We start from the raw sequence: 15673 nt of genomic DNA, 5'->3' as shown, positions 1-15673 counted from the left end.
CCAGTATCGATGGCGTCGGTTCGATCAGGTCGGGATCGGCGGGCAGGAAGGCGCGCATCCGGTCGGCGACCAGGCCGACCACGGCCCCGCCGATGGCGACGACCAGCACCCTCGGGGCCGCCTGGGCATCGGCCGGGAAACCCAGCAGTCCCCTCAACGAGAACAGCGGCAGCAGGGTGTCGCGATAGCTGGCGACGCCGAGCACCAGGGCTTCGCTGTGGGGGACGAACGCCAGGTCGGCGGGAGCGGAGATGATCTCCCGCACCGCTTCCAGGTCCATCGCGTATTCCTGGCCGGCGACCTCGAAGGTGACGAGCTTGGCGTGGTTGGCGTCCCTCGCCTCGACCGTCGCTTCCATTCCGAGGGCTGTGGCGCTGGCGGCGCGAACCGGGCGGGCGCGCTGGGCGAAGGCCGAGGCCAGCAGCGCCTGGATGTCCAGTATCCTGGCGACGGGCTCGTCGCCCACGCCGCCGAAGGCGCCCCGCAGCTGCTCCCCCGTCTCGGCGCCGAGCCTGGCCTGAACAGTCTCCACCCGCTCGGGGTCGACCGAGACCAGGGCGTCCACGCCGTCAACGGCCAGAGCGATGGTCGTCGCCCCCGCCAGCACCAGCGTGCGCGACGCGGCGGTGGTCTCGACCTGGGGCCGTCCCAGCAGGCCGCGCAGGCTGGCCACCGGCGCCGCCAAGCCGCGCAGGTTGGCCATCCCCAGCAGGCCGGCCGGCCCCTGCGGCACGCGCGCCACCGCCGGCGTGCGGATCACCTCGATCACCTCTTCGGCCGGCAGGGCGTAGAGCCGCTGGTCCACGCGGAAGGTCAGGAACCGCCGCATCGGGCCGCCGCCGGACGCCATCCCCGGATCGGGCTCAGCCATTCCGCTGCTGTTTAAGTTCGTCGGCCAGGGCGGCGATCTCCTCGACCGCCGCGGCCAGGTCGTCGGCCCCGCGCGCCTGCTGGGAGGCGGCGGTCGCCGCCTGCCGCGCCGCCGCGCTGGCCTCTTCCGCCGCCGCCGCGATCTGGCGCGCCCCGTCCGCCGACTGTCCGGTCGCGCGCATGATCGCGTCCGCGCCTTGCAGGATGGCGACGTTGGCCGCCTTCATGGCGGCGACGTCGGCGTCGAGTTTCTCCAGCGCCGTGAAGATACTTCGGTTTGTTTCGACCTCGGCTTCGCTGGCCAGGAGCACCCGTTCGCAGTCGCGCCGCAGCGAGGCGATCTGATCCAGGACGCCGCGCACCGTATCCTTGATCCGGTCCGCACTCTCCGACGCCTCGCGCGCCAGGCTGCGGATGTCGCCGGACACGAGGGCGAAACCCCGCCCGGCGGAGCCTGCGCGCGCGGCCTCCACCGAGCCGCTCACCGCCAGCATGGTGGTCTGCACCGCCACCAAGGCGATGCCGTCGACGATCTTCTCGATCCGCCGGCCAATCCCTTCGAGGCGGACGATGGTGGCCAGGCTGATCCGGGTGACGTCGATCGCGGTGGTCACGCCGGCCAGCAGGCCTTCGACCGAGGCGCGGGTGGTGTTCAGCGCGCCCTCCATGCCGATGACCCGCTCGCCGGCGGAAACGGCGTTCGCTTGGGCGGCCTTGGCGCCGGTCTCGATCTGGGCGAGGGCGGCGGAGGTCTGCTGGGTCGCCGCCGCCTGCTGTTGCGAGCCGCGATTGATCTGTTCGACGGCGGCCATGATCTGGACGGCGGCGGCGGAAAGTTCCTGGACGGTGGCCGACAGCTCCTCGGCGGTGGCGGAGATCTGCTCCGCGGCCGAGGCGTCGGCCACGTCGCCGCCAAGTTCGTCGGTCGAGGCCGCCAGGGCCCGGGCGGCGACCTGGCCCTGCTCCAGGGACTGGGCCTGTTGCTGGATCGCGCTCTGGGCCTCGCCCGCAGCGGCCGCCTGCTCCTCGGCGGCGCTGGCGACCTCTTCGGCCCCACGCTGGGCCTCGGTAGCTGCGCGTTCGGCCTCCAGCGCTGTGGTCAAGGTGTCCTCGGCGCCTTGGGCCAGGCGCGCCATGTCGTCCCTCAGGGCGTCCAAGGTCTCGACCGCCGAGGCTCCAGTCCTGGCCTCGCCCGAGGCGGTTTCGGCGGCGGTGCGGATCGCGGTGGTCACGCCGCGCACATCGGTCTGGATCGAGTCGGCCAGGCCCTGCACGTCCTTGGCGCTTCGTTCCGAGGTCTCGGCTAGGGCGCGCACCTCTTCGGCGACCACGGCGAAGCCCAGCCCTTGATCGCCTGCCCGCGCCGCCTCGATCGCGGCGTTGAGGGCCAGCAGGTTGGTCTGGTCGGAAATCCGGCTGACGGTCTGGGTGATCTCGCCGATGTCCTGGGCCCGGCGTTCGAGCTCCGCGATGATCTCCACTGAGGCGGTCTGGCGTTCGGCGCTGCGTTCGATGGAGCGAACCGAGGTGGCGATCTGGACCGAGGTCTCGGCCAGGACGAGCTGGACGGCCTCGGTGCGCCGGCGCGACCCCTCGGCCTGGACGCGGGCGGCGGCGAGATCGGCGACGACGCTCCTGATGGCGGCAAGCTGTTCCTGGGAGCCGCCGGCCGCTTCTTCCGCGCCGGCGGCGATCTGCTCCATCGACCGGCGCAGCTCCTCGGCCGCGGCCGAGGCTTCGGCCAGCCCGCCGGCCAATTGCTCAGTGGCCGCCGCTACGCGCTCGGCGACCTTGTCGCGGCGCGGCGCCGTGGCGCTGCTGCGAGAGCGAGGGGGGCGTTTGACGAGCGGCGTCGGCGCCAGCGGTTGGCTCTTGTCCGCGCCGGCCGCGATCTTGGAGGTCTTAACCAGGGCCATGCCGTTCCCGAGATGCTGGACGCCGGACAAACCCTGGCGCGACAGGCCGCCATCTTCCAACGGGGAGCAGCCATTGGCCAGTCATGTTCGCCACGCCAGGCGATGGCGGCCGCGTCCGGGGCGGTAGAACGAGGCCGCCGGACACGCTCCGCGCCTACTCGCGCAAATAGACGATCTTGCGGCTGCGGGCGAGCATCAGGCCGAGCGCCAGACCGACGGCGACGCCGATCCCGAGCGCCACATGGGGCTGGTCGCGGACGAACTGCTCGAGATCGCTGTAGGCGTCCTGCGCCCGGTCGCGGGCCTGATCGACGACGTCCTGGGCCTGGTCGCGGGCCTTGCCGTAAGCATTCTGGACCGAGCCGGTCACTTCGTTCAGCTTGCCCTTGGCCTGGATCGCGCTATCGCCTGACAGACCGCCAACGGCGTCCTGGACGTGGCCGACGCCCTTCTTGAGCGCGCCTTCGATACGATCTTCCGACATGGTGGTATCCTTCAGAATATTGGGGTGAGAGCGGCCGATCGGTCGCGGTGCATTGGCTTTTATTGGGTGGCGGACACGATCCCCGTCGCTTCGCCGGCGTTCCACAGCACTCAACCCTATCGACGAGAGAGCGTTCCGCTTGGACACGCCCCTTCAGCCGAATAAATTGCAGCCCTCAACCGAGGACATGCACCGTCGATCAGATCGCGTGGTCGTCTGCCGCGCTGAAGGCTTCGACCTGGATCGCCGTTTCAGAGGAAAGCTCCGCTTTTCTTCGCCGACTACTCGTGGGTCTTGATGATGCGGTCGAGCACGTGGCGTGGGTCGGCGGATTCGGCCATGTCGTTCGCCTCTCGGTCCTCTCGTGTGCGCAGGATCGGGCTCTCGCGTCGCTGTTCCTCCAGCAGGCTGATCACCTTGGCGATCTTCTGCTCGCTCAGGACCGAGAGTTGCAGGGTCAGTTGCGAGCGGCGGCGGGCGAGGTGTTCCTCGCGCCGCTGGGTGGCCAGGATCAGCAGGGTGGTGAACAGGGCGACCACGGTGGCCGCCATCTCGAGCAGGGCGAAGGGCGGCGGGTCGAAGGCGTGCAGCCCCAGCGCTGGGGCTGCCATGTTGAAGGCGATCCAGGCCACGACGAACAGCAGGGCCAGGGCGAGCACCGAAGGCCGGCTGAGCGTGGTGGTGATCCAGAGGACCAGGTGCTGGAGCGGGGTGGTGTCGCGCACGTTGTCCGCATGCAGCTCCGCCATCTGCTGGACCGCCGCCTCGATGTGATCGGCCGGCGGACGGGTCGTCGGGTCCATTGTCGCGTCCTTCCGAACCGTCCTTGAACGCACCAACTCACGCGGCGTCCCATTCGGCGGCGAGAAAGACCGCTCAGGAGGGGGGCGACTGGCTCTCCGCTTTCGACCCAGCCTGGGCCAACTTCGGTTCGAGGCGGTCGAACATGTCCTTCAGGCCCTGGCCGGGCTCGATGGCCATCGTGGGCATGCCGCCGCCGGGGAACATGATCTCTTCCTTCAGCATCCGGCGGATCATCTCGAAGAACAGGTCGCTGCGGATGCGGTAGACGTCGCGGGGATTGTGGACGAAGGCGAAGCACTTGAAGTTCACCGCGCCGGGATCGACGGAGTCGATGAACACGTTGGACTTGGGCTCGGACAGCACCTCGGGATTGTCCGCGAACGTGGCCAGAATCAGCGCCTTGGCCCGGTCGGCGTCCTGGACCCGGCTGATCGCGATCAGGATCTGCACCCGGCCGCGCGCATTGCCGAGGGTCTTGTTCTGCACCGTCTTGGTGATGAAGTCGGAGTTGGGCACGATCAGGGTGGTGCGGTCGGCGGTGACGATCTCGGTCGCGCGCACCCGGATGTTCTTGATGTCGCCCTCCTGGCCGCCGAGGTTGACCCAGTCGCCGACCTTGACCGGCCGCTCGACCAGCAGGATCAGGCCGGAGACGAAGTTCTGCACCACCTGCTGCAGGCCGAAGCCGATGCCGACCGACAAGGCGCTGGCCACCAGGGCGATCTGCTGGAAGCCGAGCCCGGCGATGGCGAAGCCCCACACGATCGCCAGGCCGACGCCGATATAGCCGATGCCCTTGCTGACCGAGTTGCGGACCCCGGAGTCCCAGTCGGTCACGGGCAGGAACCGCTGGTTCAGCCAGCCCTGGACGAAGCGCACGAGGGCTATGCCCACCGCCAGGCTGGCCAGGCCGGCGGCGATCGCGGAGGGCGAGATGCTGAGCGAGCCGATGCGCAGGGGGCGACCCAGGCCGCCCAGATGCGCGAACAGGGTCTGGCCGGTATGGCCGAACGGGGTCAGGGCCAGCGTCAGGACGCTGACCAGCAGCAGCACGCTCAACCCGGCCGACAGCAGCACGCCCAGCTGGGCGATCACCGAGGCCCGCAGGTTGAAGATCCGAAACAGCGCGCGCGCCGCCCAGCCATGTGGCGAGAACAGCTCCCCACAGACCTCGTCGATGAAGCGCAGCAGCAGGTAGGTGATGGCCGCCAGCACGCCGAGCCAGAAGACCTGACCGGAAATGCGCTCGCCCAGGGTGGTGTAGCCGGCCAGCACCGCTCCCAAGGCCACCAGGATGGCGATGGTCAGGCCGAGCGACACCAGGGTCAGCCCCGAGGAACTCGCCGCGTCGGTCGAGCTTTCGCTCTCGTCCAAGGGTTTGCGACCCTGCCCCAAGGCCACCAGGATCATGCCGGCCACCGCCACATAACCCACGGTAATGACGCAATTGGCCGCCACCGTGGCGGCGATGCTGGCGCCGATGATGGTGTTGAGGTGGGTCAGCAGCAGGCCGGCGCCGGTGACCACCGCCACGATCCAGGGGAAGGCTTGGAGTCTTTTCGCCGCGTCCTCGTCGATCGGCAGCATGCGCCGGTCCGGATCGCCCGGCGCGATCAGCACCCGGCCAAGCGCGACCACTGTCGCGCCCCAGATCGCCGCCGTCACGAAGGCCTGCGCGAGGCTGTCGGCTTCACTGGACAGCACGCCCGCCCAGCGCGCCGTCAGCAACAGCACGGTCGCGGCCAGCGCCGGCAGGGCGATGTCCACCACCGTCATCCAGAGTGCATAGGCGGATCGGCGGAAGGCCTGGGCCGCCGCCCTGTGTTTCGCCCGCCTGCGCCCCAGCCCCTCCAGCAGGTGGCGCAGTGGGAACAGCAGGGCCGCCGCCAAGGCCGCCGCGACCACCAGCCCGATGGCGGCCTGCGGCTCGGGCGCGTTCCACGCCGTGGAGACTGCCTGCATCCCGCTGTTCTGCAGCCGGTCGAGATCGGGCTGGAGGGCGCTGCCGAGCGAGGTCCAGAAGTCCGGCGAGAGGGGCGAGGCGGTCTGCTCGAACAGGTTGGAGTCGAAGGTCGCGCGCCGCTTCTCCGCCGCCGCCGCATAGGCCCTGGCGGCGTTGGTCGACACCAGCCTGTCCTGTTTGACTTGGGCCTGGAGCGTGGAGCGTTGCGCCTCGAGCTCGCGTTTCTGGTGCGGGGTGGCCCGCTTGCCGGCCGTCGTCCGCGCCGGCGGGGCGAGGCGGGCGTTGAGCTTGGCGAGGTCGGCGGCCTGGTTCGCGGCGAGCCCGTCCGCCGTCTTCTGCAACGTGGCCGCCTGGACGCCGAAGGCGATCAACTGGTCGTCGCCGTCGGTGGCGGCGATCTGGGCCTGCAGGCGGGACAGCTGCTGTTGCAGGGTCTGCGCGGTGGGCGGCGGCGCAGGGGCGGGCGGTTTCGCTGGGACGGCCGCCGGTGTGGCGACCGGGGGCGGAGAGGCCTGAGCGGACGGTGGAGACGCGAGCTGGACCGCCATCGCAGCCGCAACGGGCGGGGCGGGTGTCGGGGTCGGTGTCGCAGCGGTCGCCGTCACGGGCGCTTGAATGGCGGACTGGGCCGCCAAGGGCGCGAAGAGCGAAAGGATCAGCGTCGTCGCCAGCAGCAGGCCCCGAGCCGGAAACGACCCAAAGCCCAAGCGGAGGCGTCCGTTCTTCTCTATCATCGAGTGTTCCTGCGACCGCGCCCCATGTCCAAACCGATACACCCGCCGTGAGGTTGCGGCGCCGCGAGCAACCGCAGCCTTTAAGGGGCGTTGCTGATGCGGCCGACGGCGGACCACAGATCGCCGCGGGCTGGCTGGGGCCGTCGAGATGAAGTTGAAATTCCGCACCTCCAAGGCGGGGGAAGGGCCACGCGCCGCGCCGGACAAACCCTTGCGGGTGCAACGTTCTCCCGAGCCGGCGCGGGGCTCCGGTTTCAGCGGCGGGATCACCGCCTTCGCGCTCGGCGTCCTTGTCGGCCTTGGCGCATTGTTGGCGGACTCTCTTTCGCGATCCGCAGGGGCGGGGCTGGGCCCTGCGGTAGGAAGCCATGCACCGGGACACGCCGCGACCAGACCGTCCGAGATACCGCTCAAGGGCTGGTGGCGGATTTTTGAACGCGCCTTCAAGGAGTTCAACAACGACCAGATTCCCGCCGTGGCGGCCGGGATCACCTTCTACGGCCTGTTGGCCATGTTCCCCGCCGTGGGCGCGTTCGTCTCGCTGTACGGCCTATTCGCCAATGTCGACGACGCCCGCCGCCAGGTCGTCGGCCTCTCGGGCATTCTGCCGACCGGCGCGGTCTCGGTCATCGGCGACCAGATGACCCGGCTGGCCAGCGCCAGCCACGGACGCTTGGGCGCGGCCTTCCTGGTCAGCCTGTTGCTGTCGATCTGGAGCTCCAATGCCGGGATCAAGGCGTTGTTCGCCGGCTTGAACGTGGCCTACGAGGAGACCGAACGGCGCAAGTTCTTCCTGCTCAACGCGGTGTCGCTGACGTTCACGGTCGGGGTCACGGTCTTCGCCATCATCGCGGTCTCCGCCGTGGTCGCCGTTCCCGCAGCCCTGAGCATGCTCGGGGTGAGCGGCGTCTCGGGAGTGAGCCTGTTGCGTTGGCCGGTCCTGCTGCTGGTCGTGGCCGGTCTGGTGTCGCTGCTCTACCGCTACGGCCCATGCCGCGGCCGCGCCAGGTGGCGCTGGATCACGCCCGGCGGCCTGGTGGCGGCGCTGGGTTGGATGATCATGTCCTTCCTGTTCTCCTGGTATGTCAGCAACTTCGGCAATTACGACCGGACCTACGGGCCGCTCGGCGCGGTGATCGGCTTCATGACCTGGATATGGCTGTCGATGATCGTGGTGCTGTTCGGCGCCGAGCTGAACTCGGAATTGGAGTTGCAGATCGGGGTCGCCACCGGGACGGAGCCCTAGTTCGCGCCGCGCCGCCGGTGCACGCCCTCAAGCGGCGTGCTCCAGGGCGTAGCGGCGGCAGTGCTCCAGGTAGGCCTGCTCGTGTCGCCCGGATAGCGCGACGATCCCCGACCACATCCAGGTCGGCGCGTTCAGGTCGGACGGGTTGCGCTCCAACTCCTTGAGCCAGAGTTTCCGCGTGGTCTTGTCCATCTGGCGTCCATGGGCGCGACCGACCACGTAGGCGAGATAGCGCGCGGCCTGTACGGCCTGGCTGCGGCTGAACTGGTCGAGTTCGAGCTTGAGGTCCTGGGGCATCAGTTCGCGCAGGACGACGGGGCGGCCCAGCAGATCGACCGCCATCATCCGGTCGCCCAGATTGGGGGAAAGCGCGCGGGCCCCGGCCACCACGCGTTCGCCGAAATGAGCCGTCATCTGGGCGCCCGGGGCCACGGGCGCGGCGGTGGCCACGGCCTCCTTGAGGTCGACCAGGGCGAACCTGTTCTTGTTTTCCGCACTCTTGATCTCGACCAGCACGGCGTAGCGCAGCTTGCCCAGCGAGCTGCATCCCTTCATCCAGTAGGCGGCGTCGACCACTTTCAGTTCGCTGTCGTCGGAGCGGGTGTTCAGGGTCAGGACCAGGCGGCGCACCGCCTCGACCTCGAACAGGGCGTCGATCGCCTTGCGCTCCTCGCGCGAGATGGCCCAGAACTTACGGCCGAGCGGGATTTCGGGTCTGACGTCCTCGATCCGCTCGCGGGCGAGGTGGCGCCAACGACGGCCGAGCGCGCGACGGCGCACGCTTTCGACCGCATCGGGTTCCGGCACGGAGTCGTCCGCCCCCGGTCCACGCATGGCGATGCCGTAGCCGCTGATCATTTCCTCGACCATCCGCGCGGTGGTGACGCCGGGCAGGTCCGACCCACGCGCGGCTGTCGCCAGCGACAGGCCAAGCCTCAGGAGATCATGCGCCGGATTGCCGATGACGGTCTGGTCGAGGTCGCGGATCTGGACGTCGACCCGTCCGTCCCCGTCCGCGAGCGGACCCAGGTTGCCGACATGGCAGTCGCCGCAAATCCAGATAGGCGGTCCCATCGGGATGATGGCCGCGCCGTCGGTCTCCAGCCAGGCGTAGAAGTTGTCCACGCTGCCACGCACATAGGCGTGGGCCGAGCGGGCCATCTTGAGCGTGCGCTGCTGCTCCAGCACCCGCGCACGCTTCTGGTTGCTGATCAGTTTGACGATGTCGGCCATGGAGGCGAACTCCTGAACATTGGAAGGAAGCAACGCGCGTGCGCCGGAATCGTCCGCCTCCGGAGCGGAAATCGGCGCCTGCGGTCAAGCTTTGGGTGAAGATGAGGCGTTTCGACCACGCCACTAGTGCGCGCGCCGGGCTTTCGGCTTGGTGTGGGCGGCGGCCTTCGCGGTTCTGGCCGGCTTGCGCGGGGCGGCTTCGGCCTTGGCGTCCTTGCCCTTCAGGCTGGCGCGAAGGGCGGCCATCAGGTCGATGACATTGGTGTCCTCGGGCTCTTCCGAGGCGACGGGCTTGTGGCCCTTCTGCTTCTCCGCGATCAGCGCCTTCAGCGCCTGCTCGTAGCGGTCGACGAACTTGCTGGGATCGAAGGGCCCTTCGCGCTGCTCGATGATCTTCTCGGCGATGGCGATCATGCCGGCGTCGGGCTTGGCGTCGCTGATCGGGTCGAAGATCTCGTCGGCGCTGCGCACCTCGTCCTCGGTGCGCAGCGAATAGGCCAGGATGCCCTTGCCGCGCGGCTCCAGCGCCAGGATGCGTTCGCGGGTCGACAGCACGATGCGTCCCAGCGCGATCTGGCCGGACTGTTTCAGCGCCTCGCGGATCACCCCGAACGCCTCCTGCGCCAGCTTGCCGTCGGGCGCCAGATAGTAGGGGTTGTCCCAATAGATGCGGTCGATATCGGCCTCGGGCACGAAGCGTTCGATATCGATAGTCTTGGTGCTTTCCAGCTTGACCGACTTGATCTCGTCGTCGGTGAGCAGGATGTATTTGCCTTTCTCGACCTCGTAGCCCTTGACCAGATTCGACCGCTCGACCGGCCCGGTGTCCGGGTCGGTGGTGATCATCTTGATGCGATTGTTGGTCTTGGGGTTGATCAGGTTGAAGTGGACATCCCCGCCGGCGTTGGTCGCGGTGTAGAGATGCACGGGGCATGTCACCAGCGACAGCTTCAGGTGGCCTTGCCACGTCGGACGGTACGCCATCTGACCCTCTCCCGGCGCGCCCTCATCGGCCCGCGAAGACTCGACTCAACGGCTCCGTCGTCGATTCGTTCTCTTCAGTTGCAGGGCGCGGTCTCGCCGGTCTCCAGATCGACGCGGAAGCAGTGCTCGCGGCCGCTTTCCAGGTCCCGCACGACGACGCTGAGCGCCTCGTCCCCGTCGGTCGCGAGAGGGAAGTCCTCGACGTAGGCCACCGCCGCCGCCTCGAAGCTGAGCTCGGCGACGATGCGGGCGTGATGTCGCTCGACATGGCGGGCGTGGACGCTGAAGCGGCGGGTGTCGGTCATCTCAGGTCTCCTTGGCTTACCCTTCCCCCTCGAAGGGGGAAGGGCAGGGATGGGGGTGAGCGCAGAACATGTGAGGGTGGCCGCCAGAGGCCCCCGCCTCCAAGGGCTCCGAGATAGCGCAGCGGCCACACCCTCACCCCAGCCCTCTCCCTTCGAGGGAGAGGGAGCCGCTCATCAAGGTGGCCGCTTGTGAACGCACTGCGGCCGGAAAGGATTCCGCCGAACTGGATCGTGCAACCACGTCGTTCGTTCAGGCTGTTTGGCGCTCGACCGGGGGCTGGACGGACATGGCCACGAAACTCGCCCGCTACCAGCAGATGCGGGACTTCGACCAGACAGCCGAGCCGTCGGGCAGGGACGCCAAGGTCGTGACGTCGCCGCGTCTGCGCTACGTGATCCAGAAACACGCCGCCACCCGCCTGCACTTCGACCTGAGGCTGGAGCACGACGGGGTGTTCAAGTCCTGGGCGGTGACGCGCGGGCCCTCGCTCGATCCGCACGACAAGCGGCTGGCGGTCGAGGTCGAGGACCATCCGCTCGACTATGGCGACTTCGAGGGGACCATCCCCAAGGGCCAGTACGGCGGGGGTGTGGTGCAGCTGTGGGATCGCGGCTTCTGGGCGCCGGACGCCGGGTTCGAGGACGTCGATGCGGCGCTCAGGAAGGGCGAGCTGAAGTTCGTCATGGAGGGCGAGCGGCTGCACGGCTCCTGGGTGATCGTGCGCCTGCGCGACGACGCCAAGTCCAAGCGTCACAACTGGCTGCTGATCAAGCACCGCGACGCGGCGGCGGTGGAGGGGGATGGCGGCGCGCTCGCAGCCGAGGACCGCTCCATCGCTTCGGGCCGCAGCCTGGCCGAGATCGCGGCGGGCGAGGGAAAGGGCGCGACCCCGTTCATGACCGCCGCCAAGGGGGCGTCCGACGCGGTCTGGCAAAGTCGCGACAACGCCGCTTCCACCGCCGCCGCTTCGCCAAAGCTCGCCAAGGCGCCGGCGAAGAAGATCGCTAAACCCAAGTCGGCCGCCGGCCTGCCGAAGTTCGTCGAGCCCCAGCTGTGTCGCTCTGAGGCGAAGCCGCCGACCGGAACCGGCTGGGCGCATGAAATCAAGTTCGACGGCTATCGGATGCAACTGCGCACCGCCGGTGGAAAGGCGACGCTGCTGACCCGCAAAGGGCTGGACTGGTCGGATCGGTTCCCCGCCATCGTCGCGGCCGGCGCCAGGCTCGGCGACGGTATAATCGACGGCGAGGTGGTGGCGCTGGACCATACCGGCGCACCGGACTTCGCGGCTTTGCAGGCGGCGATCTCGGAGGAACGCACCGACGACCTGATCTTCTTCGTGTTCGACCTGTTGTTCGCCGGGACGGAGGACCTGCGCCCCCTGCCGTTATCGGAGCGCAAGGCGCGGCTGGAAAAGGCGGTGGACGGGGTGTCGCCCAACCTCCGCTATGTCGATCACTTCATCACCGCCGGCGACGCGGTGCTGCGTTCGGCGTGCCGGATGGACCTGGAAGGCGTGGTCTCCAAGCGACTGGACGCGCCCTACGTTTCGGGCCGCAGCGACACCTGGATCAAATCCAAGTGCCGCCAGGGCCACGAGGTGGTGATCGGCGCCTGGACCACCACGGGCGAGGCGTTTCGCTCGCTGATCGCCGGGGTCAACCGCGACGGCGAGCTGGTCCATGTCGGGCGCATCGGCACCGGCTTCGGGCGTGACAAGGTCGAAAAGCTGCTGCCGAAGCTCAAGGCGCTGGAGACCGACGTCAGTCCATTCAAGGGAAAGGGCGCGCCGCGCAAGACCGCCAGCATCCACTGGGTGAAGCCCGAGCTGGTGGCCGAGATCGAATACGCCGGCTTCACCGGCGAGGGCGCCATCCGCCAGGCAGCCTTCAAGGGCTTGCGCGAGGACAAGCCCGCCCGCGAGGTCGCGGCCGAAACGCCTGCGCCGGCCACCGCCGAACTGAGCGAGCCGACCCCCAAGGCGGTGCGCACCGTGGCGCCGCGCGGCTCGGTTCCGGTCATGGGCGTGACCATCTCCCACGCCGACAAGACGCTGTGGCCGCACGCGAATGACGGCCAGCCCGTGACCAAGCTGGACCTCGCCAACTATTACGAGGCGGTGGGCGAGTGGATGATCGCCCACGTCCGGGGACGGCCCTGCTCGCTGATCCGCATGCCGGACGGGGTGGACGGCGAGCGGTTCTTCCAGCGCCACGCCTCACGCGGCTCGTCCTCGCTGTTCACCGAGGTCACGGTGTTCGGCGACAAGACGCCCTACCTGCAGCTCGACCGGGTCGAGGCCCTGATCGCGGCGGCCCAGTTCGGCGCGGTGGAGCTGCATCCCTGGAACAGCGAGCCGTTCAAGCCGGAACAGCCCGGCCGGTTGGTGTTCGACCTCGACCCCGCGCCCGATGTCGCCTTCACAGATGTGATCGCCGCCGCGCGCGAGATCCGCGACCGTCTTGAAGAGTTGGGCCTGGTCGGCTTCTGCAAGACCACCGGCGGCAAGGGCCTGCACGTGGTCACGCCGCTGAAGGCCGAGGGCGTCGACTGGTCCACCGCCAAGGCCTTCGCCCGCGACGTTTGCAAGGCGATGGCGGCCGACGCGCCCGACCGCTTCCTGATCACTATGGCCAAGAAGGAGCGCACCGGGCGCATCTTCCTCGACTACCTGCGCAACGACCGGATGGCGACCGCCGTCGCTCCCTTGTCGCCGCGCGGGCGGGACGGCGCGCCGGTGTCCATGCCCGTGACCTGGAGCCAAGTGAAGACGGGGCTCGATCCCGCGAAGTTCACCATCCGCACCGTACCCGCGCTCGTGCGTAAGCTGGTCGCCTGGGAGGGTTACTGCGACGGCGAACGCCCGCTGGCGCCGGCGATCAAGCGGCTGGGCAAAGTGTAGGCGACGAACGCCCGCCGCCGTTTGGGTGTGGCCGCTGTCATGACCGACACTCGGCTGGGTCGCTCTGCGTGCTTCGAGACGCGGCTATCGCCGCCCTCAGCATGACGAAGGTTATTGAACACCAAGGCTCGTCATCCTGAGGAGCCCCGAAGGGGCGTCTCGAAGGACGCAGCACGCCCTACCGCCCTATTTCGTCCCCACCACCGGCAGCCACACCGCGCTCGCCTGGGCGCCGGCGCGGAACACCCGCTCGGTCGCCGGCGCGTAGTCGGACGGCTTGGCCAGGAAGATGTTGTCCACATAGGTCTGCGGGTTGCGGTCGTAGAGCGGGAACCAGCTCGACTGAATCTGCACCATGATCCGGTGACCCGGCAGGAAGACGTGGTCGCTGTTGGGCAGGGCGAAGCGGTAGCGCTGTACTTGGTTGGCGGGGATCGGGGTCGGGTGCTCGAAGCTGTCGCGATAGCGGCCGCGGAAGATGTCCATGGCGATAGGCAGCTCGTAGCCGCCCATCTCCGGCTTGGACGGGACCTCGTCGGGATAGACGTCGATCAGCTTGACCACCCAGTCGCCGTCGGTCCCGCTGGTGGCGGCGTAGATGTCGGCGATGGTCGCGCCGCTGATGCGCACCGGGGCGGTCAGGGCGGGGGTCTGGTAGGTCAGCACGTCGGGGCGGTCGGCGACGGAGCGCTGGTCGCTGGTCAGCCAGGCCTTCCACCGGTCGCCATCGGCGAAGCGGACCGGGCGAGGCAGGTAGGGCACGGGCTTGGCGGGGTCGGAGACGTAAGAGTCAGAAGTCGTCGCCCCCGCTGCCGGGGCCTGGAACGCCAGGCCAAAATCCGCCTGCAGATAGAGCGGCGTCAGCGGGGTCGCGCAGCCGGTCTGGCAGGCCAGCGGCCAGTGGTCGAACCGGTCCCAGTGGTTCTCGCCGGTGTTGTATACCAGCACGCGCGGCGTATCGGCCTTGGGCGCGCCGGTCTTCAGGTACTGGTCGAAGAAGGGCTTGAGCACGTCGCGCCGCCACTGCAGCGCGGTGTCGCCCTCGAACGCCAGCGGCCCGAGCGTGGAGCCGTCGTAGTTGGCCCCGCTATGCCGCCACGGCCCCATCACCAGGTAGTTGGTGTCGCCGTAGCCCTTGGCGGTGAGCGCTGCGAAGGTGTGGTTGGCGCCCCACATGTCCTCCTGGTCCCAGAGGCCCTGCTCCCACATGGTCGGCACCTTGGACGGATGTTCCGCCAACAGATGATCCAGGGCCTGCCCCTGCCAGAAGCCGTCGTAGGCGGGGTGCTGCTCCATGTGCTGCAGCCAGGGGTACTCGGCGACGCCGTGGGTGCGGGCGTAGCCGTCGACCGAGCCGGCGCGGCGGAACCCCTCATAGTCGTCATAGGTCTCGCGCGGCACCGGGTCGGCCTCGCCGCGCTTGGTGGTCTGGTCGGCGATGTAGTCGAGGTTGGTCTGGCGGAAGGCGCCGTAATGGAACCAGTCGTCGCCCATCCAGCCATCGACCATCGGGCTTTCCGGCGCGGCGACCTTCAGCGCCGGGTGCGGGTCGAGCAGGGCCATCACCACGGTGTAGCCTTCGTAGGACGAGCCCAGCATGCCGACCCGGCCGTTGCTCTCGGGCGTATGTTTGACCAACCAGTCCACCGTATCCCAGGCGTCGGTGGTCTCGTCGGTCTTGGTCGGATTCAGCGGGCCGCGCGGAGGGCGGGTCATCACGTAGGCGCCTTCGGAGCCGTACTTGCCGCGGATGTCCTGGAACACCCGGATGTAGCCGTCCTTGGCGAACACCTCGTCGCCCTGAGGCAGGGCCGCCAGCAGCGACGGGCCGGGGATGCGCTCGACGCGCTTGGCGGCGTTGTAGGGGGTGCGGGTCATGATCATCGGCGCGTCGTGGGCGCCCTTGGGGATCATGATCACGGTGTAGAGCTTCACCCCGTCGCGCATCGGGATCATCACCACGCGCTTTTCGTAGTCGTAGCCCGCCGTCGGCTTGGCGAGCTTGGCTGGAATGTCGTCCAGGTACGGACCGGCGTCCTTGGCGGCGGTTTGCGCCCAAGCAGTGGACGCGAGCATGCAAAGCGCGAGCGCAGCCACGCCGCTCTTCAAGCCTAGTTTCGACACAGGTGGACCCCCGACGCTCTTCGAACGTCGCCGACCTTATAGGTTGGATGGCCGACTCCAAGTCCCTTGGGATGTAATTCCATATCGTCGCCGACCGTCCGGCCGCC

The 15673-nt window shown here is 68.8% G+C and carries 11 protein-coding genes and 1 pseudogene; 2 read left to right on the top strand and 10 right to left on the bottom strand.

Annotated elements, in window-relative coordinates:
- From GSQ87_RS14970 to GSQ87_RS14950, 6 genes and pseudogenes are all read right to left on the bottom strand, one after another.
- Positions 1–871: chemotaxis protein CheW (locus GSQ87_RS14970; protein WP_174241445.1), on the bottom strand; the 871-nt coding region annotated here is incomplete at its 3' end.
- Positions 864–2006, bottom strand: coding sequence for a methyl-accepting chemotaxis protein (locus GSQ87_RS23175; protein ID WP_371416702.1), 1143 nt, complete (start codon positions 2004–2006; stop codon positions 864–866). The genes GSQ87_RS14970 and GSQ87_RS23175, both read right to left, overlap by 8 nt.
- Positions 1995–2573, bottom strand: a pseudogene (locus tag GSQ87_RS23170) (methyl-accepting chemotaxis protein); the annotation flags it as partial. The pseudogene GSQ87_RS23170 and the gene GSQ87_RS23175, both read right to left, overlap by 12 nt.
- Positions 2574–2940: 367 nt before the next feature.
- Positions 2941–3270, bottom strand: a complete 330-nt coding sequence (locus GSQ87_RS14960) for a CsbD family protein (protein ID WP_158916163.1) — start codon at positions 3268–3270, stop codon at positions 2941–2943.
- A gap of 281 nt (positions 3271–3551) precedes the next feature.
- The gene (locus GSQ87_RS14955; protein ID WP_158916162.1) at positions 3552–4073 is read right to left on the bottom strand and encodes a DUF1003 domain-containing protein; all 522 of its coding nucleotides are present in this window, start codon (positions 4071–4073) and stop codon (positions 3552–3554) included.
- Positions 4074–4146: 73 nt separating this feature from the next.
- Positions 4147–6771: a DUF3772 domain-containing protein gene (locus tag GSQ87_RS14950; RefSeq protein ID WP_158916161.1), complete on the bottom strand. Its 2625-nt coding sequence runs from the start codon at positions 6769–6771 to the stop codon at positions 4147–4149.
- A 148-nt stretch (positions 6772–6919) separates the two neighbouring features.
- On the opposite strand from GSQ87_RS14950, the gene GSQ87_RS14945 reads away from it, so the two are divergent.
- Entirely contained in the window at positions 6920–8017 is a 1098-nt protein-coding gene (locus tag GSQ87_RS14945; protein WP_158916160.1) for a YihY/virulence factor BrkB family protein, read from the top strand.
- 27 nt (positions 8018–8044) lie between these two features.
- Here GSQ87_RS14945 and GSQ87_RS14940 read toward each other — a convergent pair whose 3' ends face one another.
- From GSQ87_RS14940 to GSQ87_RS14930, 3 genes are all read right to left on the bottom strand, one after another.
- Positions 8045–9250, bottom strand: coding sequence for a DUF2252 family protein (locus GSQ87_RS14940; protein ID WP_158916159.1), 1206 nt, complete (start codon positions 9248–9250; stop codon positions 8045–8047).
- 123 nt (positions 9251–9373) lie between these two features.
- A complete protein-coding gene (locus GSQ87_RS14935; RefSeq protein WP_158916158.1) occupies positions 9374–10234 on the bottom strand; it encodes a Ku protein in 861 nt (286 codons plus the stop codon).
- 74 nt (positions 10235–10308) lie between these two features.
- On the bottom strand, positions 10309–10539 hold the full coding sequence (locus tag GSQ87_RS14930; protein ID WP_158916157.1) for a DUF5961 family protein: 231 nt from the start codon (positions 10537–10539) through the stop codon (positions 10309–10311).
- Between the two features lie 287 nt (positions 10540–10826).
- On the opposite strand from GSQ87_RS14930, the gene ligD reads away from it, so the two are divergent.
- On the top strand, positions 10827–13442 hold the full coding sequence (gene ligD, locus GSQ87_RS14925) for a DNA ligase D (protein WP_158916156.1): 2616 nt from the start codon (positions 10827–10829) through the stop codon (positions 13440–13442).
- Between the two features lie 186 nt (positions 13443–13628).
- On the opposite strand, the gene GSQ87_RS14920 is transcribed toward ligD, so the two are convergent.
- Positions 13629–15518, bottom strand: coding sequence for a CocE/NonD family hydrolase (locus GSQ87_RS14920; RefSeq protein ID WP_158916155.1), 1890 nt, complete (start codon positions 15516–15518; stop codon positions 13629–13631).
- Between the last annotated feature and the right edge of the window lie 155 nt (positions 15519–15673).

Origin of the sequence: Caulobacter sp. S45 (assembly GCF_009765965.1) — a bacterium.
GTDB lineage: Bacteria > Pseudomonadota > Alphaproteobacteria > Caulobacterales > Caulobacteraceae > CAHJWH01.
This window is presented reverse-complemented; position numbering and strand designations above follow the sequence as displayed.